The organism is Mesorhizobium sp. B2-1-1, from assembly GCF_006442975.2.
Classification (GTDB): domain Bacteria; phylum Pseudomonadota; class Alphaproteobacteria; order Rhizobiales; family Rhizobiaceae; genus Mesorhizobium.
The window spans coordinates 2524600-2547145 of record NZ_CP083954.1 but is presented as its reverse complement, the minus strand read 5'-3'; the positions used below and the strand labels follow the sequence as shown (position 1 = coordinate 2547145).

General features: G+C 64.8%; 19 protein-coding genes. 6 read left to right on the top strand and 13 right to left on the bottom strand.

Annotated features, from left to right (window positions below):
• Nucleotides 1–327 precede the first annotated feature (327 nt).
• The 5 genes from FJ972_RS12425 to FJ972_RS12405 all read right to left on the bottom strand — a co-directional run bounded on the left by FJ972_RS12425 (nt 328) and on the right by FJ972_RS12405 (nt 4776).
• Nucleotides 328–786: a hypothetical protein gene (locus FJ972_RS12425; protein ID WP_140577955.1), complete on the bottom strand. Its 459-nt coding sequence runs from the start codon at nt 784–786 to the stop codon at nt 328–330.
• Between the two features lie 141 nt (nt 787–927).
• Nucleotides 928–1173 carry a MoaD/ThiS family protein gene (locus FJ972_RS12420; protein WP_140521374.1) on the bottom strand — a complete coding sequence of 82 codons (246 nt, stop codon included), beginning with the start codon at nt 1171–1173 and terminating at the stop codon, nt 928–930.
• A complete protein-coding gene (locus tag FJ972_RS12415) occupies nt 1173–3437 on the bottom strand; it encodes a xanthine dehydrogenase family protein molybdopterin-binding subunit (RefSeq protein ID WP_140521373.1) in 2265 nt (754 codons plus the stop codon). The genes FJ972_RS12420 and FJ972_RS12415 overlap by 1 nt, the downstream gene beginning before the upstream one ends.
• Nucleotides 3438–3439: 2 nt before the next feature.
• A complete protein-coding gene (locus tag FJ972_RS12410) occupies nt 3440–3916 on the bottom strand; it encodes a (2Fe-2S)-binding protein (protein WP_140521372.1) in 477 nt (158 codons plus the stop codon).
• Nucleotides 3916–4776 (bottom strand): FAD binding domain-containing protein, encoded by an 861-nt coding sequence (locus FJ972_RS12405; protein WP_140521371.1) that lies wholly within the window; start codon nt 4774–4776, stop codon nt 3916–3918. Before FJ972_RS12405 ends, FJ972_RS12410 begins: the two co-directional genes overlap by 1 nt.
• A 248-nt stretch (nt 4777–5024) precedes the next feature.
• On the opposite strand from FJ972_RS12405, the gene FJ972_RS12400 reads away from it, so the two are divergent.
• Both FJ972_RS12400 and FJ972_RS12395 read left to right on the top strand, forming a co-directional pair.
• The gene (locus tag FJ972_RS12400; RefSeq protein WP_140499234.1) at nt 5025–5468 is read left to right on the top strand and encodes an SRPBCC family protein; all 444 of its coding nucleotides are present in this window, start codon (nt 5025–5027) and stop codon (nt 5466–5468) included.
• A 98-nt stretch (nt 5469–5566) separates the two neighbouring features.
• Complete coding sequence (locus FJ972_RS12395) at nt 5567–6715, top strand: amidohydrolase (RefSeq protein WP_140521370.1); 1149 nt, start codon at nt 5567–5569, stop codon at nt 6713–6715.
• 66 nt (nt 6716–6781) lie between these two features.
• Here the strand turns inward: FJ972_RS12395 and FJ972_RS12390 are convergent, their stop codons facing one another.
• Nucleotides 6782–6982 (bottom strand): hypothetical protein, encoded by a 201-nt coding sequence (locus tag FJ972_RS12390; RefSeq protein WP_140521369.1) that lies wholly within the window; start codon nt 6980–6982, stop codon nt 6782–6784.
• 370 nt (nt 6983–7352) lie between these two features.
• On the opposite strand from FJ972_RS12390, the gene FJ972_RS12385 reads away from it, so the two are divergent.
• Together FJ972_RS12385 and FJ972_RS12380 are read left to right on the top strand one after the other, a co-directional pair.
• Nucleotides 7353–9380, top strand: a complete 2028-nt coding sequence (locus FJ972_RS12385; RefSeq protein ID WP_140521368.1) for an amidase — start codon at nt 7353–7355, stop codon at nt 9378–9380.
• Nucleotides 9381–9447: 67 nt separating this feature from the next.
• Complete coding sequence (locus FJ972_RS12380) at nt 9448–9867, top strand: VOC family protein (RefSeq protein ID WP_140499242.1); 420 nt, start codon at nt 9448–9450, stop codon at nt 9865–9867.
• A 23-nt stretch (nt 9868–9890) separates the two neighbouring features.
• On the opposite strand, the gene FJ972_RS12375 is transcribed toward FJ972_RS12380, so the two are convergent.
• Both FJ972_RS12375 and FJ972_RS12370 read right to left on the bottom strand, forming a co-directional pair.
• The gene (locus tag FJ972_RS12375) at nt 9891–10538 is read right to left on the bottom strand and encodes a ThuA domain-containing protein (RefSeq protein WP_140499244.1); all 648 of its coding nucleotides are present in this window, start codon (nt 10536–10538) and stop codon (nt 9891–9893) included.
• 52 nt (nt 10539–10590) lie between these two features.
• Entirely contained in the window at nt 10591–11613 is a 1023-nt protein-coding gene (locus FJ972_RS12370) for an LLM class flavin-dependent oxidoreductase (RefSeq protein ID WP_140521367.1), read from the bottom strand.
• A gap of 122 nt (nt 11614–11735) precedes the next feature.
• Between FJ972_RS12370 and FJ972_RS12365 the strand changes: the two genes are divergently transcribed.
• The gene (locus tag FJ972_RS12365; protein ID WP_140521366.1) at nt 11736–12833 is read left to right on the top strand and encodes a CaiB/BaiF CoA transferase family protein; all 1098 of its coding nucleotides are present in this window, start codon (nt 11736–11738) and stop codon (nt 12831–12833) included.
• A gap of 163 nt (nt 12834–12996) precedes the next feature.
• Nucleotides 12997–14223, top strand: a complete 1227-nt coding sequence (locus FJ972_RS12360) for an NAD(P)/FAD-dependent oxidoreductase (RefSeq protein WP_140521365.1) — start codon at nt 12997–12999, stop codon at nt 14221–14223.
• A 25-nt stretch (nt 14224–14248) separates the two neighbouring features.
• On the opposite strand, the gene FJ972_RS12355 is transcribed toward FJ972_RS12360, so the two are convergent.
• The 5 genes from FJ972_RS12355 to FJ972_RS12335 form a co-directional block, all read right to left on the bottom strand.
• Nucleotides 14249–14524 (bottom strand): hypothetical protein, encoded by a 276-nt coding sequence (locus tag FJ972_RS12355; protein WP_140517323.1) that lies wholly within the window; start codon nt 14522–14524, stop codon nt 14249–14251.
• 165 nt (nt 14525–14689) lie between these two features.
• Nucleotides 14690–16186, bottom strand: coding sequence for an aldehyde dehydrogenase family protein (locus FJ972_RS12350; RefSeq protein WP_140521364.1), 1497 nt, complete (start codon nt 16184–16186; stop codon nt 14690–14692).
• 113 nt (nt 16187–16299) lie between these two features.
• A complete protein-coding gene (locus FJ972_RS12345; protein ID WP_140517327.1) occupies nt 16300–17562 on the bottom strand; it encodes a D-tagatose-bisphosphate aldolase, class II, non-catalytic subunit in 1263 nt (420 codons plus the stop codon).
• The gene (locus tag FJ972_RS12340) at nt 17559–18554 is read right to left on the bottom strand and encodes a sugar kinase (RefSeq protein WP_140521363.1); all 996 of its coding nucleotides are present in this window, start codon (nt 18552–18554) and stop codon (nt 17559–17561) included. The genes FJ972_RS12345 and FJ972_RS12340 overlap by 4 nt, the downstream gene beginning before the upstream one ends.
• A 72-nt stretch (nt 18555–18626) precedes the next feature.
• On the bottom strand, nt 18627–22436 hold the full coding sequence (locus tag FJ972_RS12335; RefSeq protein WP_140521362.1) for a hydantoinase B/oxoprolinase family protein: 3810 nt from the start codon (nt 22434–22436) through the stop codon (nt 18627–18629).
• Between the last annotated feature and the right edge of the window lie 110 nt (nt 22437–22546).

Below are 22546 nucleotides of genomic sequence, written 5' to 3'. Positions count from 1 at the left end.
CGTTAGAGCCCCGCGCCCCGCGGTAATCTATGTTAGTCGTCGAATTGACCAAGTGAACTCGCAGCCTGATGGACTATGCCTAGTTGGATACCGTAACGATGGACTGGACGGCGTCCCGCGTCTTCCATTCTTGAACTGACACACCGCTCCGGCCCCATGGGCTTGGGAGGCGGATAGACCTGAGAGCAAATGGGATGTGACGGATTTTTCTCATGTGTGTCCGTCCTAGTTCAAAGCCCACGGAGGAGGTCGACCTCCGAATGAACTAGGATGTAGCTGCGGTTCGAACGATCAAGCACCCAATCGACCACTTCAAGAACGGGTGCGCTAGGTGAACCACTGCATGCTGGCATCCTTTTGTCCAAAGTCCTTGCCCGCAGGCAGTTCGAGAAAAACGCCAACCCGATATTGAAGCTGCTCACGGAAGGCCTCAAGCTTTATGAGATCGCAGCGGCGTGGCTGCCTGTTTGTGGTCAACTTGATTTCGACTGCAAGAATGTTCTCTTGATTGTCGCCGCGCCGATGCACGACGATGTCCGGAAACACGCGCGCGTTCTCGCCGCCGCATTCCATCGGAAGATTTAGGCGCTTGGCACTACCATCAAGGCCGACACGGTTGTACTCGGCATCGACACGATGGTCAGGAAACATCTCTCGCACAAACAAATGGGCGAGCGTCGCCCCGATGGCGCGCTCATTAGCATTAAGTTCGAGCAACTGGCTTTGGTCGTTCATGAACAACTCGACAGCCTTCTCGAAGCGGGCTTGGATGTCTTCTATCTCCATACGGTCATACTGACACAGGCATCTTCGCTCGTCACTCGGCGACGATCGTCCGGGTTGGCGCTCAGGAGGCCAAAAGCGGCCAGTCCGCAACCGGCCCCTAACAAGACGTTCGCACCTTCGGCCAAGCGATACCTATCCCCCTCACCCCCCAGCCAAGCGCGGCAGCAGAAAAATCTCCGCCCCTTCCGGCAGCTTCTTCCCCCACGTATCGCGATAAATCACCCCATCGATCGCCACCGCGATCCCCCGATCTATCAGCGGTTCAAGCCCGGGATACTGTTCAGCCAGTTTCCTGAACAGCTCCCTTATGTCCTTGGCCTCGACCTCGACCTTGCTCTGGCCTCCGGCGGTCGCGGCAAGCGCCCCCCAGAGCGTCACTTGCACCATCAGCCTTCCCGTTCCGCCTCGATCGCCGCGAGGATGCGCGGCGGCGACATCGGGATGTGGGTCATGCGCACGCCGGCGGCGTTCGACACCGCGTTGGCGATTGCCGCCAGCGGCGGCACGATCGAGGTCTCGCCGACGCCGCGCACGCCATAAGGGTGGTTGGGGTTGGGGATTTCCAGGATCTGCGTGTCGATCATCGGCAGGTCGGAACAGACCGGGATGCGGTAGTCGAGGAAGCCGGCGTTCTGCAGCCGCCCGTCCTTGCCGTAAATATACTCCTCGTTGAGCGCCCAGCCGATGCCTTGCGCGGCACCGCCCTGGTACTGGCCCTCGACATAGGTCGGGTGCACCGCCTTGCCGGCATCCTGCACCACCGTGTAGCGGATCACCCTGGTCGAGCCGGTCTCGGGATCGACCTCGATGTCGCATATATGGGTGGCGAAGGAGACGCCGGCGCCGTCGGCGACGAGCTCGCTATGGCCGGCGATCGGCCCGCCGGTCTTGCCGGATTGCGCCGCGATCTCCTTCAGCGACAGCTTGCCGAGATTGCCGTGCTTCTCGCCCTTGGCCACCGCATGGCCCTGTTCCCAGACCACGTCGTCGACCGAAATGTCCCACATCTGGGCGGCGCGCTCGCGCAGCACCTTGATGGCGTTGCGGGCGGCCGAGATGGTCGCCATGGAGGAGGAGAAGGTGCCGCGGCTGCCGTCGGTCATGTCGTTGTAGCCGAGGCTGGACGTGTCGGCGACGACGGCCTTGACCTGCGAATAGTCGATGCCGAGCTCCTCCGCCGCCACCAGCGACAGCGACGCGCGCGAACCGCCGACGTCGACCGTTCCGACGGCAAGCGAGACCGAGCCGTCCATGCCGATGTTGAGGTCGGTGCAGGTCTGGCCGCCGAAATTGAACCAGAAGCCGCAGGCCATGCCGCGCCCCTGGTTCGGGCCGAGCGGCGCCTTCATGTGCGCATGGTTCTTGACCGCCTCCAGCGTCGGGCCGATGCCGATCGGGCCGTAGACCGGGCCGTAGGACGAGCGCGTGCCTTCCTGCGCCGCGTTCCTGATGCGGAAATCGACCGGGTCCATGCCGATCTCCTTGGCGAGCTCGTCGACGGCGCTTTCCACCGCGAAGGCCGCCATCGGCGCCGACGGCGCGCGGTAGGCCGCGGTCTTCGGCCGGTTGACCAGCACCTCATAGCCGACGGTCTTGACGTTCTCTAGCCTGTAGCACGCGAACGCCGTCATGGCGCCGATCTCGGCCCAGGTGCCGGCATAGGGGCCGCTGGTGTAGCGCAGCGTCGCTTCGGCAGCCGTGATGGTGCCGTCCTTGCGGGCGCCGATCTTGACGTCGATCGAGGTGGCGCTGGTCGGGCCCGAGGCGCGGAACACCTCGTCGCGGGTCATCACCAGCTTCACCGGGCGGCCGGCCTTGCGCGAAAGGGCCAGCGCCACCGGCTCGGCCCAGACATGGGTCTTGCCGCCGAAGCCGCCGCCGATCTCGGAGGAGGTGACGCGCAGCTTCGAGGCTTCCATGCCCAGCAACTGGGCGCAATGCTGGCGGTAGACGAAATGGCCTTGCGTGCAGACCCACAGGTCCGCCGTGCCGTCGGAGCTGACATTGGCCACGCAGGCATGCGGCTCGATATAGCCCTGGTGCGTCTGCTCGGTCTTGAAGGAGCGCTCGACGATGAAGTCGGCCTGCCCAAAGCCTTGATGGACGTCGCCATGGCCGAACTGGCTGCGCTTGGTGACGTTGGACGGCTTGACCGGCTTTTCCTCCAGCCCCTCGGTGAAGACGGCGTCGTTGATCAGCGGGGCGTGGTGCTGCATCGCCTCGTCGACATCGGTGACATGCGGCAGCACCTCGTAGTCGACCTCGATCAGCTTCAGCGCCTGCCTGGCGGTGCGGGCGTCGATCGCGGCGACCGCGGCCACCGCATGGCCGTCATAGAGCGCCTTGGTGCGCGCCATGCAATTGTCGAGGATGTCGTACATGGCGGCATCGCCGTCGGTGAGGTCGGGCAGGTCGGCGGCGGTGATCACCGCCTTCACGCCGGCGAGCTTTTCCGCCTTCGAAGTGTCGATCTTCCTGATTTTGGCGTGCGCGTGCGGGCTGCGCAGCACGCGCCCGACCAGCTGGCCGGCCATGTTGAAGTCGGCACCGTAGCGGGCGCGGCCGGTCACCTTGTCGACGCCGTCGGGACGGATGGGACGCGTGCCGACCGAAGCGAAATTGCGATTGGAAAAACGCGGATCGAAATTCATCGTCAGGCTCCCTTCATCACGCTTGCCGCGTCCTGGACGGCGCGCACGATCTTGTCATAGCCGGTGCAGCGGCAGAGATTCCCGGCGAGGCCGAAGCGGATCTCCTCCTCGGTCGGGTCGGGGTTCTTGGCCAAAAGATCCTTCGCCGCGATCAGGAAGCCCGGCGTGCAGACGCCGCATTGCAGCGCGGCGTGCTCGAGGAACTTCTGCTGGAGCGGATGCAACCGCTCGCCATGCGCCATGCCCTCGACGGTCTCCACGCGGCGCCCTTGCGCCTCCGCGCCCAGCACCAGGCACGAGCACACCAGCCGGTCGTCGAGGATGATGCTGCAGGCGCCGCAGTCGCCGGTGCCGCAGCCTTCTTTGGCGCCGGTCAGCCCGAGCCGGTCGCGCAGCACGTCGAGCAGCGTCTCGTCGGGCTGGCAGAGATATTCGACGCTGTCGCCGTTGATCGTGGTTGAAACTGCTACACCGGCCATCACTTGCCTCCTGCACGCTTGTAGGCTGACGTGGCGGCCCGCCTGGCCAGCACGCCCGCGACTTTCCGTCTGAACTCGATCGTGCCCCGCTTGTCGTCGATCGGCCGGCAGGCCCCGGAGCAGACCTTGGCGAGCCGCTCGAGCGCGGCTTCGTCCAGCGTCCTGCCGATGAGGGCCTCGGCGGCCTCCTGCACCAGAAGCACCGTGGGCGCGGCGGCGCCCAGCGCCACGCGGGCCGCCTTGACGACACCTTGCTCGTCGAGCGTCAGATTCACGCCGGCGCTGACCACCGCGATATCCATCTCGGTGCGGGGAATGAACCTGAGATACGCGTCGCCCGAGCGCGGGGCTTGGCTGTCGAGCAGGATCGCCTCGATGATCTCGCCCTTGGCGAGCGACGTCTTGCCCGGTCCGGTCGGCACGGCTTCCACGGCGATGGTGCGCCGGCCCGCGGGCCCGACGATCACCGCCCTGGCTCCGGCCGCCACCAGCGCCGGCACGCTGTCGGCCGCCGGCGAGGCGTTGCACAGATTGCCAACGATGGTGCAGCGTCCCTGCACCTGCTTCGAGCCGATCAGCTTGGCCGCCTCGACGACGCCGGGCCAGGCCTTCTTCAGGGCCGCGTTCTCTCCCAGCACCGCGCAAGGAACCGCCGCACCGATGCTGAAGCCGTCGGGCGTCTCCCTGATTTCGCTCAAGGCCGCGATCGCCTTGATGTCGACGATCAGTTCGGGTTCGATGAAGCCGCCCTTCATCCTCACCAGCAGGTCGCTGCCTCCGGCGAGAATGGCCGCCGTTCCGGCCGATCCGGCCAAGTGGCCAACGGCATCTTCGATTGAAAGTGGACGTATGTAGCGCATCGTCTCCCCTTGGTCACAGCGATCTCAGCGACCGTTATAAACAGTCTCCTCATAATGGCTATCCGGTTCGTCATTTTCGACGATTGGGCCAGCCGCCGCAAAATCGAGTCCCAACCCAGGCTGAACTGGCGTAAGCCAATCGCGCAGGCCACGGCCGAGGCTCTGAAAAAATTCCGGGAGCCGGTGTCGGGCTGGCCGGGCCCCGCTCGTCCTTGGGGCATCGAACAGGCATTATGAAAGGATATGATATGCCCGGCACCGTACGTTTGCACCGTGTTCTCACCACCAGCCCGGAAAAAGTCTATCGCGCCTTCGTCGAGGCCGACGCGCTGGCGAAGTGGCTGCCGCCGAACGGCTTCACCTGCACGGTTCATCACTTCGAGGGCAAGGTGGGCGGCACGTTCAAGATGTCGTTCCGCAACTTCACCACCGGCGACAGCCATGCCTTCGGCGGCGAGTATCTCGAACTCGTTCCCGGTGAGCGCCTGCGCTACACCGACAGGTTCGACGATCCCAATCTGCCGGGCGAGATCCAGGTGACCGTAACCCTGAAAAAAGTATCTGTCGGCACCGAGATCGACATCACCCAGGCCGGCATTCCCGACGTCATCCCGGTCGAGGCCTGCTATCTCGGCTGGCAGGAGTCGCTGCGGAACCTGGCAAAGCTCGTCGAGCCCGAGATAAATCAATAGGCCAGACGGTGGCGGTTTCAGCCATTTGCCGCTAGCTATCCTTCCGACGCGCCCGGTCGATCGGGCGCGTCGTGAGCGATACAGCGGAGGCCAAAATCATGACTCTCACCAACCGGGACATCGTCGAGCTGACCGAATGGCGGCGCAAGTTGCACCAGCAGCCGGAAATCTCGAACGAGGAGGAAAAGACGGCGAAAGCCGTCGTCGACTTCCTCGCCGATACCAATCCCGACAAGGTGCTGACCGGATTGGGCGGACATGGTGTCGCGGCCGTCTACGACAGCGGCAAAAACGGACCAACCGTCCTGTTTCGTTCGGAACTCGACGCGCTGCCCATCGAGGAACTGTCCGGCGTGCCGCATGCCTCGCGCGTGCCGGGCAAGTCGCATATGTGCGGCCATGACGGACACACCGCGATCCTGGCGGCGCTCGGACGCCAGCTCGGGCGCGAGCGGCCTGCAAGCGGTCGCATCGTGCTGATGTTCCAGCCGGCGGAAGAGACCGGCAATGGCGCCGCCGGGGTGGTGGCCGATCCCCGCTTCGGCGAGATCGCGCCCGATTTCGCCTTCTCGCTGCACAATCTGCCCGGCGTGCCGTTCGGCGAGGTGCGGCTCAAGCCCGGCGTGGTCAACTGCGCCTCGCGCGGCATGCGCATCGTGCTGGAGGGCAAGACCGCGCATTCCTCCATGCCCGAGACCGGAATTTCGCCGATGCCGGCGATCAGCGCGTTGATGCCTGCCCTGCCCGCGCTCGGGCACGGAACGTTCGCCGACGACGATTTCGGCATGGTCACCGTGACCCACGCCGAGATGGGCGAGGCCGTGTTCGGCATCGCGCCCGCCCACGCCGAGGTCTGGGCGACGCTGCGCACCAGGCGCGACGAGCGCATGGCGGATCTGTGCGCCGCCGCGGAAGCGCTGGTCACGAAGATCGCCGGCCAGCATCGCCTGTCCGCAAGCTGGGACTACCACGAGATCTTCGTCGCCAGCGTCAACGCGCCGGACGCGGTGGAGCATCTCCAACGCGCCCTCGACGAAGAGGGCGTCGCACACACGCAAGAGGCCCTGCCGATGCGCGCCTCGGAGGATTTCGGCCTGTTCGGCCACAGCGCGACGTCGGCGATGTTCTTCCTCGGGGCCGGCGAGCGCCACCCTGCCCTGCACAATCCCGACTATGATTTCCCCGACGATTTGATCCCGATCGGCTCAAGGATCTTCATGCGCACGGCGCGCAATTTGCTGGGGTGAGGCAGGCCGGATGGCCGATCGGGGCGAGCCGGCACGCCACGCCCGGGCTGTGGCGGAACGGCTTCGCTAAACGTCGAGAACAACCGTCATTCCACGGACCTCGGCCATCTCGAGCAGCAGGTCCTGCAGGCGGTCCTCGGTCATCGTCTCGCCGGTTCTCTCCAGCAGTTCGTCAATGCTTTCCTTCATCGAAATGGCGGCAACCCCGGTTTTTTCGGAGAGCAGCCGCCCAATGGCAGCGCGGATCAGGGCATTCTGGTCAGGCATGATCCCCCTTTCATGCTGGGGCGGCATGAGTTTTCTTCAATGCATGCTTCTGCCGCAACTTCTGCGAGCTTCAGCTTAAGCTTGCAAGTCGTTTTGAGGGACTGATATTCACTATTTGGCGAATAGTTGCCCACGGACGACACCAGAGGCGCAACTCCTCGTTGCCGGATCCGGACCTCGCCGCTCCAGAAGGCACCTGACGCGCCGTCTCTATTAGAGGTTGCATCGGTCAGCCGCTTTTTGCCAACCGGGATATGCAATCGCGGCACCGCGCCCGACCCGCCAGGACCACCGTCAATCGCGATTGGCCCTTGCCGAAGCCGGCGGCCTCGCTCATCCATGCCTGGAAACGACCGCCAGGGACTAGAAGATGACCGATGCCAGCTTTCACATCGTCGAAGCGACGATCGAACAGTTGCGGAGCGCGCTTGAGGAGGGCCTTGTCACCAGCGTCGAACTTGTCGGTGCTTATCTCAGGCGCATCGCGCATTTCGACCGGCACGGCATCAGCCTCAATGCGGTGCCGGTTCTCAATCCTGATATGTTCGAGGAAGCCGCGGCTTCGGACCGGCGCCGCAGTCAGGACAAGACGCTCGGCCCGCTCGATGGCATTCCCTACACCGCCAAGGACAGCTACAAGGTGTCTGGCTTGACTGTTGCCGCCGGCTCTCCGGCCTTCGAGCATCTTATCGCCAACGAGGACGCCTTCACCGTCGCCCGGCTGCGCGCCGGCGGCGCGGTGCTGATCGGCCTCACCAACATGCCGCCCATGGCCAATGGCGGCATGCAGCGCGGCGTCTATGGCCGCGCCGAAAGCCCTTACAATGCCGATTACCTGACCGCCGCCTTCGCGTCCGGCTCCTCGAACGGCTCTGGCACCGCTACGGCGGCGAGCTTCTGCGCCTTCGGGCTTGGGGAGGAGACCTGGTCGTCCGGCCGTGCGCCGGCCACCAATAACGCGCTGGTAGCCTACACGCCGTCGCGCGGTGTCATTTCGGTGCGCGGCAACTGGCCCCTGGTGCCGACCATGGATGTCGTCGTGCCGCACACGCGCAGCGTGCCCGACATGCTCGAATTGCTGGATGTGATCGTCGCCGACGATCCCGAGACGCGGGGCGATTTCTGGCGCGCGCAGCCCTGGATCGCGCTGCCGAAGAGTTCCGAAATCCGACCGCCGCGCTATACCGATCTGGCGCTAGCGGGGTCGCTGAAAGGCATGCGGCTTGGCGTACCCAGAATGTATATCGGCCGCGACAGCGGCGCCGACCGGCGGATCGAAACCCGCGCCTCCGTGCTTGATCTCTGGGAGCAAGCGGCGGCGGACCTGAGACGGCTTGGAGCCGAGGTGATGGAGGTCGATTTTCCTGTCGTCTCCAACTACGAGCGCGATCGCCCCGGCGCGCGCACCATGGTCGACCGCGCTCTGGTGCCGCCGGACTTCGCCGATCGCGAGATCTGGGACCTCTGCATCTCAGCCTGGGATGATTTTTTGCGCGCGAACGATGATCTGAACATTCCCGATCTCGTTTCGGTCGACGGCCCGAAAATCTTTCCGCAGCCACCGGGCACGCTGCCCGACCGTTATGAAGGCGGTTTCGACTTGGCACAGTATGTCGAGCGCGCGAAATCAGGCGTCACGCCGTTCCGGGCCATTCCGACGATGGAGGACGGGCTGAAAGGGCTGGAAGCGACGCGGCGGCTCGATTTCGAGGACTGGCTGGACGCGAACAGGCTTGATGCCGTCGTGCTGCCTGCCGTCGCCGATGTCGGGCCCGCCGATGCCGACATCACTGAGGCCTCCGCGGCGCTTGCCTGGCGCAACGGCACCTGGGTCGCCAACGGCAATCTGGTGTGGCGGCATTTCGGCATCCCGACCGTTACCGTGCCGATGGGCACCATGGCCGACATCGGCATGCCGGTCGGCCTGACCTTCGCCGGCAAGGCCTATGACGATGAAAGGCTGTTGCGCATGGCCGGCGACTTCGAACGCTCCACGCAGCGCCGCACCCAGCCGCCGCGCACGCCGGAACTCGCCGATGACGTGTTTTCGCGCCAGCCCACTCAAGCCGGCAATGGCAAGGCGCTGCCGCTCGCAATCAAGCTTGCGGCCGAGGCGCGTGGCACCGGCGATCAGGACGAGATCATCATCACGCTCGACCTCCCCGTCGACGCAACCGAGGCGGAGCACGCCAGCATCAAGGTGCACGTCAACGGAGATTTCGTCGCGATGCACCGAGCCGGCGCGCGTCTGACCGGCCGGGCGTTTGTCCCGGCCGCGGAGCATCAACGGATCCACAGCGTCTGGCGCGGCCCCTACGGCTCGATCGTCACGGCGGTGATGCGGCTGCGGGATGGACGCAGCGCGGGCGCCTATGTGGTCACCGGCGGGATTGAATGACGATGAGCCCACGCGGGCCAATTTCGCGCCGGGCTATGTGAACCTGCGAAATTATGAGGAGCCAGCCATGATCAAGGTCAAACAACTCGCCCATGTCTGCATCTTCGCCAATGATCTGGACGAGACACGGCGCTTCTACGAGGATGTCCTGGGCATTGATATCCAGTTCAATTTCCTGCGCGACGGAAAGATTTTCGGTTTCTACCTTAATTGCGGCGGCCGCAGCCATATCGAGGTTTTTCACAAAGAGGGTGCGCGGTTCAGCGAGACGAACCAGATCAACCATTTCTGCCTGGAGGTGGAGGATATCGACGCCGCGATCACGCATATCGCGTCCAGGGGCGTGGAGGTCACCGCGAAAAAACTCGCCTGCGACGACACCTATCAGGCTTGGCTGCGCGACCCCGACGGCGTGAAGATCGAACTGTTCGAATACACCGGCAAGAGCGCGCAATTCACAGGCGGCGATCGCGTCGCCGATTGGTAGGCTGTCGCGGTTTCAGTGGGCAGCTACCCCCGCGCGGCCCAGAGCAAACCACGCTCGACGATGACAGCCATTTCCGGCATCGCGAACTCATCCGCCGTGTGTCCGAGCGAACTGTAGAAGACCTTGCCTGCGCCATATCTTCGCTTCCAGACAACCGGCATGTCGACGCCGCCGATGCCCGGGAAATGCTCGTCGGTGAAGGTGGTCGTCGCCAGCACCTCGTTGCTCGGGTCGACATGCATGTAGTACTGCTCCGACCGGTAGGCGAAGTCGCTAATGCCTCTCGTGATCGGATCGTCCGGTTTGGTGATGACCACGCGATAGTCGATGATGTCGCCGGGATGCGCGACCCATTGGCCGCCGGTCATGAACTGATAGTCCGGCTCGTTGCGGAAACTGTCGCCCATCGTGCCGTGGAAACCGCCGAGTCCCGTTCCCTGTCGAACCGCGCGCGTCAGATTCTGCAGCTCGGACTTTTCGATCTTCGACATGGTGATGACGGGCACGATGAGATCGAATGAGTTCAGCTCCGGATCGGCAAACATCCCCGTGCCCTCGCCGAGCGTGACCGTGTATCCATTGCGCTCCAGCATGTCGCGCACCACAGTGGCGCTGCGCTGGGGCGTATGGCCTTCCCACCCACCCCAGGCAATCAAGGCCTTCTTTGCCATGCAGTGAACCTCCTGAACTGTCCGCAGCAGCGATGGTTACACGGCTCGGCTGTCAGCGCCAACCCAGCGCCGGCGCGACATGGGTCAGGATCGCCTCGATGGCATGGGCGTTGTAGTCGACGCCGAGTTGGTTGGGCACGGTGAGCAGCAGCGTGTCGGCCTCGGCGATCGCCTCGTCCTCGGCCAACTCCTTGATCAGCACGTCCGGCTCGGCGGCATAGCTGCGCCCGAAGATCGCCCGCGTGTTTTCCTCGATGAAGCCGATCTGGTCGCGGCCCTCATTGCCGCGCCCGAAATAGGCGCGGTCCCGGTCGTCGACCAGCGCGAAAATGCTGCGGCTGACCGAGACGCGCGGTTCGCGTTCATGGCCGGCCGCCTTCCAGGCCTCGCGATAGATCCGGATCTGCTCGGCCTGCTGGATATGGAAGGGCTTGCCGCTTTCGTCGAATTTGAGGGTCGAGCTCTGCAAATTCATGCCCAGCTTCGCCGCCCACTCCGAAGTGGCGTTGGTGGCGGCACCCCACCAGATGCGCTCGCGCAGGCCTTCAGAATGCGGCTCCAGGCGCAGCAAGCCGGGCGGGTTGGGAAACATCGGCCGCGGATTGGGCTGGGCGAAGCCCTCGCCGCGCAGCGTGTCGAGGAAGACCTGGGCGTGATGCCGCGCCATGTCGGCGTCGCTTTTGCCTTCCTGCGGCGCGTAGCCGAAATAGCGCCAGCCATCGATCACCTGTTCGGGCGAGCCCCGGCTGATGCCGAGCTGCAGGCGCCCGCCTGCGATGATGTCGGCGGCACCCGCGTCCTCCGCCATGTAGAGCGGATTCTCGTAGCGCATGTCGATGACCGCCGTGCCGATCTCGATGTGGCTGGTCTTGGCGCCGACCGCCGCCAGCAGCGGAAATGGCGAGGCGAGCTGTCGGGCAAAATGGTGGACGCGGAAATACGCGCCGTCAGCGCCGAGTTGCTCGGCCGCGACGGCGAGATCAATGGATTGCAACAGCGCGTCCGACGCCGAGCGCACCTGCGATTGCGACGAGGGCGTCCAGTGCCCGAATGACAGGAAACCGATTTTTTTCATGGCCCTGACGTATATACCGGCGACACGTGCTTCAATGCCAAAAGAGCAGGGTTACACACCGTCGCCCCTGCGTGACACCAAAAGTGTGCCTTACCGAAAGTTTGAATGCCGTGGAGGGTGGGATGCTCAGGGGAATCCGCATCGTCGAGATCGAGGCGTTGGGGCCGGCGCCCTTTGCCGGCATGCTGCTCGCCGATCTCGGCGCCGACGTGATCGTCGTCCACCGCAAGCATGCATCCGTGCCGGGCCTTCCCGAGCGCTCGCTGCTCGATCGCGGCAAGCGCTCTATCGCGCTCGACCTCAGGGATGCCGAGGACGTTGCCGTGCTGATGCGCCTGATCGCCACCGCCGACGGCCTGATCGAGGGCTTCCGGCCGGGCGTGATGGAGCGTCTCGGGCTTGGTCCAGATGTGTGTCTGGCCGCCAACCCTCGCCTGGCCTATGGCCGCATGACCGGCTGGGGGCAGGAAGGCCCGCTCGCCCGCACCGCCGGCCACGACATGAACTATACCGGCGTGTCGGGCGCACTCTGGTATGCTTCCCTGCCGGGCGAGCCGCCAATGGCGCCGCCGACGCTGGTCGGCGACATAGGCGGCGGCGCGCTCTATCTGGTGATCGGCATGCTGGCCGCCATCATGAACGCCCGCGCCGGTGGTGAAGGCACGGTCGTCGACGCGGCGATCGTCGACGGCTCGGCCCATATGATGAACCTGTTGATGTCGCTCGCACCATCCGGCGGGCTTGCCGCCGAGCGTGGCCGGAGCCTTCTGGACGGACCGCATTGGTGCCGCGTCTACCGCACGTCTGATGGCGGCTTCATCAGCGTCCAGTGCGTCGAGCCGAAATTCTATGCGCTGTTCCTCGACAGGCTTGGTCTGGGCGGCGATCCGCAGTTCGCCGCTCAGTTCGACCGCGGCCTCTGGCCTGAGCTCGGCAGCCGGCTGGAAGCGATCTTTGCCGAAAAATCCCGAGACGAGTGGATGAAATTGTTCGAAGGAACGGATGCCTGCGTCGGGCCTGTGCTCAGCCCGCATGAGGCGGCGCTGCATCCGCACATGGCCGCACGCGGCTCCTGGTTGGTCGAGAATGGCGCGCTCCAAGCTGCCTCCGCCCCCCGTTTTTCCAAACGGACGGCAAAGGCACCGGCGAAAAGTCCGGCACGCGACGAACATGGTGCGGAGATTCGTGCCGAACTTGCGGATCCAGCCGCAAGTCGTTGAATAGGCTACCCGCCTTTGCTGAGGAAATCGCCGACTGGCCTGCGCCCGGCTCGGACCGAAGACGATATCGTGGCGGCACTTGCGGCAGTCGTGGGCGGCATACTTGAAAAGCATCTCGTATACGAGTATACGAGATGCTTTCATTGGGAGGAGGCTGCGCTCCATGTCCTTCAACTCGACTCGCGTCCAGACACCAATGGATGCCGTGGTCATCGGCGGCGGCATCGCCGGCTGCACGCTCGCCTATGAACTGGCCCGCCACGGTCTCAAGACGACGATCCTCGAGCAGAGCATGATCGCCGCCGAGTCCTCAGGACGAAACACCGGCACCTTGCTCACCGGCCCGCAGAAAGAGGTCGTCGAACTGCTGGACGCCAGCGTCGCGATCTATGCCGAGCTTGCCGACGGACCCGTTCCCTTCGAATTCGCCGCCATCGCACATCTGCTGATTTCCGAAGACGAGGCGAGTTTCGAGGCGGCTGCCGCCGTGGCCGACCGCTACAGGGAAGTCGGCGTGGCAATGGAAAAGATCACGGGCAAGGAACTGGCGCGCGACCACCCGCGTGTCGGCTTCAACGTGGCAGGCGCCTATTCCGTCGGCCGTGCATGGACGCTGGAACCCATGGGCGCGACACATGCCTTCGCCCACGCCGCCCGTGAGGCCGGCGCGACGATCCGCACCGGCCTGCGCGTCGCCCAGATCTTCTCCAGGGGCGGCAAGGTCCAGGGTATCTTGACCGACCAGGGGATCGTTCCCGCCGATCTCATCTTCATCGCCAACGGATTGTGGATGTCGGACCTTCTGCGCCGCACCGTCGGCGACGGACCGCTGCCCGGCCTGCCCTTCACCGCCGGCCGCGGCTGGTTGATCCAGTTGGGAAAACTCGACTTCGAGCTGCCCTGGATCGTCGAGGAATTGACCTGGCCGGATCAGGAAGAGCTCGGCCGGCGCATGAGGCTCGACGGCCTTGCCGATGTCGCCGCGCAGCGCGACGACCAGCCGGCGGTGGAAGCCATCTGCCTCAACCCCATGGGCGGCGGCGATGCCAGGCTTGGCGCCTCCGTCCAGCCGGCCTTCCGCGATCTCGTCCGCAACACCGACATGGCGAGCCGGATCGCCAGCCGCACGCTGCGCATGCTGCCGGGCCTCGGCGCGCCGCAGGTCAGGAACGTCTATCCCGGCAACCGCCCGATGCTGTCCGATGGCTTGCCGGTCGCTGGCAGGACGGCCGTCGAGGGCCTGTTCGTGCATGGCGGCATGGGTTCCATCGGCATGCATGCCGCCCCCGCCACCGCGCGCTGGCTGGTTGACGCCGTGTTTTCCGGCAATGGCAGCCCAGCCCAGACATGGCTGCGGCCGGACCGCTTTCCCGGATGGGAAGCGTCATGAGCCTGCTTGCGGAGCGGTCGGCCCGCTATTTTCCGCAATGGTGATCGTTGATCTTGTTCAGCGCATTCGCATCCGGCCCCACCCGGTGGTAGGAACAGGCGCCGGCGGCCGTCGTGACAAGCTGCCGGTCATAGTAGCGCGGGCCGCCGAACAGTATGTCAATAATATCGCCGTCAGCGGGAACATAGCGTTCGGGTTCGCCCTGGTGGTGGCGGTGCCTGGCCCCGGCGGACGCCGAAGAGACGATGCCGCAGCCCATCACAAGGGCGAGAGCGCAGATCGCGAAGCGTTTCGTCGTCATCGACAACACCTTCCTGGCCAACCGGATTTCATCTTATATCCAAAAATCGCCGGATAAAGAAAAGTTCCTGAGAACGGGCGCCGGTTGATTTGCAGCCGGCGTGCATGAGCGGCAGCGTGAGAACCGGCGGCGCAGGCCGGCTCGCCTGACAAACCGACAAAAGCCTTAGTCGGTCTGGATCCACACCGACTTGGTCTCCAGATATTCGTGCAGATGTTCGATGCCGCCCTCGCGGCCATACCCGGACATTTTCATGCCGCCGAACGGCACGGCGGGGTCGATGGCGTGGTACATGTTGACCCAGACGGAACCCGCCTTGACCCGGCGGGCAAGCTTGTGCGCCGTGCCGAGATGGGTGGTGAAGATGCCGGCGGCCAGCCCATAGGGCGTCGCATTGGCGCGGGCGACGGCTTCGTCAAGCGTATCGAAGGGCATTGCCGAGATAACCGGCCCGAAGATCTCTTCGCGCGCGATGGTCATTTGGTCGGACACTGCGCCGAAGACGGTCGGCGCGATGAAGTTGCCGCCGTCATAGAGGCCGCCGGTCAGCCGCGATCCGCCGGCGACCAGTTCCGCGCCCTCCTCGCTGCCGGCCTTGATGTAGCCCTCAACCTTGCCGGCCTGCCGCGCATTGATGAGCGGCCCCATTTCGGTTTCGGCTTCGATGCCGTGGCCGATGCGCAGCCTGCCGGCGAAGTCAGCGAGCCGGCGCACGAACTCGTCATGGATTTCGCGCGCCACGAACAGCCGCGAACCGGCGATGCAGACCTGGCCCGAATGCACGAAGACAGCCATCGCCGCGATCGGAACGGCCTTGTCGATATCGGCGTCGCGGCACACGATGAGCGGCGACTTGCCGCCGAGTTCTAATGAAACGCGCTTTAGATTGGCAACACCCGCCCGGGCGATCGCCTGGCCGGTGAGCGTCGAGCCGGTGAAGACGATCTTGTTGACGTCGGGATGTTCGGCAAGCCGCGCGCCGGCTTCGGCCCCGGTTCCGGTGACGATGTTGACAACGCCGTCGGGAACGCCCGCTTCCTGCATCAGCCGCGCGATCAAAAGCGGCGTCAGCGATGCATCCTCGGAAGGTTTCAGCACGATCGTGCAGCCAGTAGCCAGCGCCGGCGCGATCTTCCAGATCGACGCGGCGGTCGGCGCGTTCCAGGGAATGATGGCGCCGACCACGCCCACCGGCTCGCGCCGGGTGAAGGTGACGATCTCGCCCGGGATCGAATTGTCGATTGATTCGCCATGCAGCGCGGTCGCCATCCCGGCATAGAAGCGCAGCATGCCGATGACCCGGCGCCGGTTGGCGAGCGTGCGCGTGATCGGCAGCCCCATGTCGAGGGTGTCGGAGACGCAGAGCTCTTCCCAGTTCTTCTCGAAGAGATCGGCGATCCTGAGCAGCACGCACTGCCGTTCGTAAGGCGAAAATCCGGACCACGGACCTTCGAAAGCGGTGCGCGCAGCCGCCACCGCCGCGTCGATGTCGGCGGCGCCTCCGCGCGGCACCGTCGCCAGCACCTGCCCCGTCGCCGGGTTGAGCGCCTGCATCTCCTGTCCGGACTGCGCAGCGACCCATTTGCCGCCGATGAACATCGGCCGGAATTCGCCATGGTAGAGCGTCGCGGCCTTCGCCCTTGGGTCGAAGTTCAGCGTCATATCCTCCTCCTCGCCATTCCGTCGCGACTATTACCCCGGTGCAGGCACACCTCAAGCAAGTAAGCCGACAAGTCGTCGAAATGACCGAACTGCGTCCCCTGGCTATCGGCCGCTCAACCGCTGGAGGCGAAGCGGTAGCCCTCCAGCGCCTGCTGAACCGCGGCCACCAACACCGCCTCCGGATCGAGCGGCTGCCCGGCAAAGCGGTCGAGCGCGGGCAGATGCTGATGGAACAGCGTCACCGGCACGGCCTTGCCCGACAAGGCGGCCGTCAATCGCTGGACAGCTTCCATCGCCTCCTGATGGTTCCAGTAGTAACGTATGCGGTCCGACAGCGAATAGTGCCGCTGCACGCGCTGTTGCGCCGCAGAGCCGTGGTAGTGGCTGTGCCAGTCCTTGGCATCGGCCGTCATCAGCGCTTCCATGGTCTGATAAAGCGGGCGCGCGCCGTAGTCGGGCAACAGATCGGAGGCGATCAGGTCCAGCCCATAGAGCGCTTGGCGCAGTTCGAAAGTCAGCTGCGGCCCCACCTTGAGGATGGCAAAGCCGTCCTCGACCAGTTCGCGTAGGGCCGCTTGCGTCTGATAGTCGGTGGAATGGGCTTCGTAGACCAGGCCCGCTTCCTGGTCGAGCAATTCGCGCAGATGCAGCGCCTTGGCGCGATCGTAGAAGACCACGTTCTCGTTGCCGAACTCCACGCCCGGCTGCACCACCACGGCGATGACCCGCGAGAAGGCGTCTGCGAGGCCGTTCTCGTGGAAGATCTGCCGATGCACCGCCAGTGTGTGCTGGACCGCGGACAGGCTTGTGGGGCTGATTTCGCCGATGAGATGATCCGCTCCGCCCGGCGGCGGAACCTCGGTGCCGATCACGTAGAGTGGCCGGTCGGTCCCGCTGGCGGCGTCCTCGGCCTTGCGCGCCAGGCGGGCGGCGCGCCTGGCAATCGTAGCGTCATCCAGCGCCGCCGGCTCGCCCGCGCATCCCATGGAGGCATCGAGATGGATCTTGCGGAAACCGGCCCGGACATAGGCGGACACCATGTCCTCGGCCTTCGCCATGGCCGCGCCGGCATCTTCCTTTCGCCATGGATTGGGACCGAGATGATCCCCGCCGAAGATGACCCGCTCGGGCGCAAGGCCTTCGGAGCCTGCAATAGCGGTCACCGCCGCGACGAAGTCAGCGGGCTGCATGCCGGTATAGCCGCCGAACTGGTTGACCTGGTTGCAGGTCGCCTCGATCAGCAGCGGCCGCGAGAACAGCGCGGCGTCGCGCACTGCGGCCCGGATCACGACCGGATGGGACGAGCAGACGGAGGTGATGCCTTCCGCCGCGCCCCGCCGCCGGGAATTTGCAAGTTTCAGCAATGGATCGGTCACGGGCGTCGCCTCGGCGTGTTGGCAATGAACAGATCGAGTTCGGCGCGCGTACCGGCTCCTTCCATCGGGCCTTGCCGCGTGACGTTGCGCGCGCCTGCCGCATTCGCGTAATCGAGCGCGGTCACGGCAGGCATGCCGAGCCTGCGGCAGGCGATGTAGGCACCGCCAAAACAGTCGCCCGCGCCGGTCGGATCGATCTCCTCGACCAGGAAGCCGGGCGACTCGACGCGGCTGCCGTCGGCGCCGAACAGGGACGCGCCCAACGCGCCGCGCTTGACGACGACCTCGCCGGCGCCGCGGGCAAACAGCGAGGCGAGCGCGTCGGCTTCATTGTCGTTGCCCGAAGCGGTGTGGAGTTCCTCACCCGACGGCAGGATCAGATCCGCAATGTCGAGAAGCCGCGCGAAGCGCTCGCGCGTCTGGCCATGGCCGAGCAGTTCCTTGCGAAGATTGGGATCGAGCGAGATGCTTCCGCCACGCGCCTTGACCACATCGATGGCATGGTCGAGCACCTGCCAAATGGCGGGAATGCTGAGTGCGGTGCCCATGACGTGCAGGTGGCCTGAACGCGCCAGCAGCGCCCTGGCCTCAGGGGTCAAGCCGACCCGCGCCGCGGCCGATTTGCCGATATTGTAGACGAAGTCGCGCGAACCGTCCTCACGGTAGCGCACGAAGGCGCTGCCCGTCGGATAGTCTGGGCTGACGGCGATGGCCGAGACATCCGCACCGTCCCGGCGCAGGCGCTCGATATTGATCCTGCCGAAATCATCATCGCCGACGCAGGCGATGATGCCGGCCCGCCCGCCAAGCCTGGCGCATTGGTCGACGAAGATCGCCGGCGCCCCGCTCGGATAGGGTCCGGTCAGCGCGATGGGCTCGAGAAAGCCGTTGCCACGGCTGGTGGCCATGATCTCCACCAGGATCTCGCCCACGGTGACGGTCGGCCCGAGTCCATCGGGCGCCAGTGTCTTCAATGGGGATTTGCTTGGCATGGCGAAGGCCCCGTGTGAAAGGCAAGGGAAATGCGGATTCCAAAAAACGGATAGAGCGGTTCCGCGATTCTATCAAACGTTGGACGGCCCTGGCTCCGGCCTTCCAAACGCTCCGGGTGTCGGCGTCGTCACGATGACGGCGTCGCCGGCCTGAAGCACCGTCTGGTCGCAGGCTTTCAGCACCTCGACCGTGCCGTCCTTGCGGCGCACCTTGGTCGAGCCGGCCTCGCCATCGCCACCGCCGTCCAGCCCTTGCGGCGGCCGGTTGCGATGCGAGGACAGGATGGCGCATTCCATCTTCTCCAGGAAGCGGATGGTGCGCTTCGTGCCGTCGCCGGCATTCCACCTGCCCTTGCCGCCGGAGCCCTCGCGGATGTGGAAATCCTCCAGCATCACCGGAAAGCGCAGCTCCAGTATTTCGGGGTCGGTAAGGCGCGAATTGGTCATATGGGTGTGAACGCCCGACGTGCCGGCAAAGCCGCGGCCGGAATTCATCTGGCCGGCGGGCGAACCGGAACAGATCGTTTCGTAATACTGGTACTTGCTGTTGCCGAAGGTCAAATTGTTCATGGTGCCTTGCGCATTGGCCATGGCGCCCATGGCGCCGAACAGCGCGTTGGTGACGTGCTGCGAGGTCTCGACATTGCCCGCGACGACGGCGGCGGGATAAGCGGGTTTCAGCATCGAGCCATCCGGGATGATGATGTTGATGGGCCTCAGGCAACCGGCATTCATCGGGATCATGTCCTCGACCATGACGCGGAAGGCATAGAGCACCGCGGCCCGGGCGACAGGCTCTGGCGCGTTGAAATTGTTCTTCATCATCGGCGACGTGCCGGTGAAATTGACCGTCGCCTCACGCTTTTGCCGGTCGACCGATATCTTCACCTTGATCACCTGGCCGGTGTCGGTGGGATATTCATAGGCCGATGTATCCGGCAACCGCTCGATCACGCGCCGCACGCTTTCGGCCGCATTGTCCTGCACATGGCCCATATAGGCCTCGACGACATCGAGCCCGAAATGCGCCACCATCTTGCGCAGCTCCGCCACGCCCTTTTCGTTGGCAGCGAGTTGCGCCTTGAGATCGGCGATATTCTGGTGCGGATTGCGGGCCGGATAGCGGTGATCGGTGAGCAGCGTCTGCAGCTCATTCTCGCGGAACTTTCCGCGATCGACGATACGGAAATTGTCGAACAGCACGCCTTCCTCGTCGACCGTGGTGGCAAGTGGCGTCATCGAGCCCGGCGCGGTGCCGCCGATGTCTGCGTGGTGGCCGCGCGAGGCCACCCAGAAGAGGATCTTGGGCGATTGGCCAATCTCCCCTCTTGTGGGGGAAATCGGCCGCTCTTCCTCGAAAACCGGCGTTACCACCGTGATATCGGGCAGATGCGTGCCGCCATTATAGGGGGCATTGAGGGCAAAGACGTCGCCGGGATGAATGTCGCCGGAATTCAGCCGGATGATGGTCTCGACCGAGCGGTCCATCGAGCCCAGATGCACCGGCATATGCGGCGCATTGGCGACCAGCGCGCCGTTCCGGTCGAAAACGGCGCAGGAGAAATCCAGCCTTTCCTTGATGTTGACGGAATAGGCGGTGTTCTGCAGCGTCACGCCCATCTGCTCGGCGATCGACATGAACAAATTGTTGAACACTTCCAGCATCACCGGATCGGCCTCGGTGCCAAGTGCTGCCTGCCGGCGTTTCTTGCTGGTGCGCCGCATCAGCACGTGGTTCCTGGCCGTGATCTCGGCCTGCCAGCCCGGCTCGACGACGATCGTCTGGTTGGGCTCGATGATTAGTGCGGGGCCGGCGACCCGATCGGACGGCCGCAAGGCCTCGCGCCGACAGACGTCGGCTTCGTGCCATTTTCCTTCCGTATAGATCCGCCGGACCTCCTCGGCCCTGGCTTTTGATGGCTGCCCCGCCGGCGCATAGGCTTCGGCATTCAGCTCGCCGCCCGCCTCCATCCCCTCGACGCTCACCGCTTCGACGATCATCGGCTTGTCCTCATAGACGAAACCGAATTGCGCCTTGTGAGCGGCCTCGAAATCGGCCCTCGCCCGCAACATCGAGCCATGGTCGAAATGCACCGGAAGTGCGGTGTCGGTGCCGTCATAACGGATCTGCAGCGCCGGTCTGGCGGTCACCGCGTCCTCGGCGATGCCTTGTGCGGCGAGTTCCGCGACAACGGCGGTTTGCAAGGCCGCGATCAGGCCTTCGATTGCCCGTCTGGATTCTTCCGCCAGCGGTGCAAGCAAGGCCTGCTGGCGTGAGGCAAAGACCGAAGACAGGCCGATGCCGTAGGCCGACAGCAGGCCGGAAAACGGATGGATCAGCACCGCCTCTATGCCGAGTGCGTCGGCGACCAGGCAGGCGTGCTGGCCGCCTGCGCCGCCAAAACAGTTCAGGAGATATTCGGTGACATCGTAGCCGCGCTGCACCGAGATCTTTTTGATGGCGTTCGCCATGTTTTCGACCGCGATGGTGACGAAACCTTCGGCGACCGCTTCGGCCGAGCGGCCGTCGCCGATTTCGGCGGCGAGCGCGGTGAATTTCTGGCGAACGGTGTCCACATCGAGCGGCTCGTTCTGGCCGGGGCCGAAGATGGTCGGGAAAAAATCCGGCTGCAGCTTGCCGAGCATGACGTTGGCGTCGGTGACGGCGAGCGGGCCGCCGCGCCTGTAGGCGGCGGGGCCTGGATTGGCGCCGGCGGAGTCCGGGCCGGTGCGAAAGCGGCCTGCTTCGTAGTGCAGGACCGAGCCGCCGCCGGCCGCCACGGTGTGGATGCGCATCATCGGCGCGCGCACGCGCACGCCTGCGACCTCGGTATCGAAGGCGCGCTCATATTCGCCGTCATAATGGGCGACATCGGTGGAGGTGCCGCCCATGTCGAAACCGATCACCTTTTCGAAGCCGGCGATCTTTGCCGTCTCGACCATGCCGACGACCCCGCCGGCCGGGCCAGACAGCAGCGCATCCTTGCCCTGGAACAGGTCCGCGGCGGTCAGCCCGCCAGAAGACATCATGAACATCAGGCGGGGATTTTCCCTTCCCCTCGAGGGGAGGGTGGCGGCGAAGCCGCCGGGTCGGGTCGGATCGACGGAGTTCGACGTCTTGGTGGTGCCTTCTGCGGCGATCCCCTCTGCCGGCTTCGCTGACATCTCCCCCTCGAGGGGGGAGAGAACGCCGAGTTCCTGGCCTACCCTTTGCACATATCTCGACAGGATCGGAGACAGATAGGCGTCGACCACGGTGGTGTCCCCGCGGCCGACCAGCTTGATCAGCGGCGACACCTCGTGGCTGACCGAAACCTGGCCGAAACCGAGCTTGCGGCAGACCTTTGCGACTGCCTTTTCGTGATCGGGATATTTCCAGGCGTGCATGAAGACAATGGCGACCGCGTCGATGCCGTCCGCCTTTGCCTGTTCGATCGCCGGGCGACAGGCAGCGATGTCGAGCAGCCGTTCGACACAGCCGTCGGCAAGCACGCGCTCGTTGACCTCGATGACGCGCTCGTAGAGCTGTTCGGGGAGGATGATCTTCTTGGCGAAGATGTCGGGCCGCGCCTGATAGGCGATCCTCAGCGCATCGCGAAATCCCTTGGTGATGAGCAAAAGCACGCGGTCGCCCTTGCGCTCCAGCAGCGCATTGGTGGCGACCGTTGTGCCCATCTTTACGTCGCCTATCAGCCCGGCGGGGATAGGCTCGCCGGGGCGCAGGCCGAGAAGGTCGCGAATGCCCTGGATGGCCGCGTCGGCATAGGCCTCGGGATTTTCGGATAGAAGCTTGCGCGGATGCAGGCCGCCCTCGGGATCACGGCCGATGACATCGGTGAACGTGCCGCCGCGGTCGATCCAGAAATCCCATTTTTGTTGCATTCCGACACCCTCTTTATCGCGAGTATGGCAGCAAAGTCATACTCTTTGATACCCGAGTTCGCGCCGGAACAAGTCGTCGCGCCGGCGCCTCTTCGATGACGGTGGCTTTG

Bases quoted from the DNA above. Each gene is read 5' to 3' on its own strand.
- FJ972_RS12400 (WP_140499234.1), top strand. From the start codon at position 5,025: ATGCCCGGCACCGTACGTTTGCACCGTGTTCTCACCACCAGCCCGGAA.
- FJ972_RS12355 (WP_140517323.1), bottom strand. From the start codon at position 14,524: ATGACGACGAAACGCTTCGCGATCTGCGCTCTCGCCCTTGTGATGGGC.
- FJ972_RS12395 (WP_140521370.1), top strand. From the start codon at position 5,567: ATGACTCTCACCAACCGGGACATCGTCGAGCTGACCGAATGGCGGCGC.
- FJ972_RS12375 (WP_140499244.1), bottom strand. From the start codon at position 10,538: ATGGCAAAGAAGGCCTTGATTGCCTGGGGTGGGTGGGAAGGCCATACG.
- FJ972_RS12420 (WP_140521374.1), bottom strand. From the start codon at position 1,173: ATGGTGCAAGTGACGCTCTGGGGGGCGCTTGCCGCGACCGCCGGAGGC.
- FJ972_RS12385 (WP_140521368.1), top strand. From the start codon at position 7,353: ATGACCGATGCCAGCTTTCACATCGTCGAAGCGACGATCGAACAGTTG.
- FJ972_RS12410 (WP_140521372.1), bottom strand. From the start codon at position 3,916: ATGGCCGGTGTAGCAGTTTCAACCACGATCAACGGCGACAGCGTCGAA.
- FJ972_RS12340 (WP_140521363.1), bottom strand. From the start codon at position 18,554: ATGCCAAGCAAATCCCCATTGAAGACACTGGCGCCCGATGGACTCGGG.
- FJ972_RS12335 (WP_140521362.1), bottom strand. From the start codon at position 22,436: ATGCAACAAAAATGGGATTTCTGGATCGACCGCGGCGGCACGTTCACC.
- FJ972_RS12425 (WP_140577955.1), bottom strand. From the start codon at position 786: ATGGAGATAGAAGACATCCAAGCCCGCTTCGAGAAGGCTGTCGAGTTG.
- FJ972_RS12405 (WP_140521371.1), bottom strand. From the start codon at position 4,776: ATGCGCTACATACGTCCACTTTCAATCGAAGATGCCGTTGGCCACTTG.
- FJ972_RS12390 (WP_140521369.1), bottom strand. From the start codon at position 6,982: ATGCCTGACCAGAATGCCCTGATCCGCGCTGCCATTGGGCGGCTGCTC.
- FJ972_RS12350 (WP_140521364.1), bottom strand. From the start codon at position 16,186: ATGACGCTGAACTTCGACCCAAGGGCGAAGGCCGCGACGCTCTACCAT.
- FJ972_RS12370 (WP_140521367.1), bottom strand. From the start codon at position 11,613: ATGAAAAAAATCGGTTTCCTGTCATTCGGGCACTGGACGCCCTCGTCG.
- FJ972_RS12365 (WP_140521366.1), top strand. From the start codon at position 11,736: ATGCTCAGGGGAATCCGCATCGTCGAGATCGAGGCGTTGGGGCCGGCG.
- FJ972_RS12360 (WP_140521365.1), top strand. From the start codon at position 12,997: ATGTCCTTCAACTCGACTCGCGTCCAGACACCAATGGATGCCGTGGTC.
- FJ972_RS12415 (WP_140521373.1), bottom strand. From the start codon at position 3,437: ATGAATTTCGATCCGCGTTTTTCCAATCGCAATTTCGCTTCGGTCGGC.
- FJ972_RS12380 (WP_140499242.1), top strand. From the start codon at position 9,448: ATGATCAAGGTCAAACAACTCGCCCATGTCTGCATCTTCGCCAATGAT.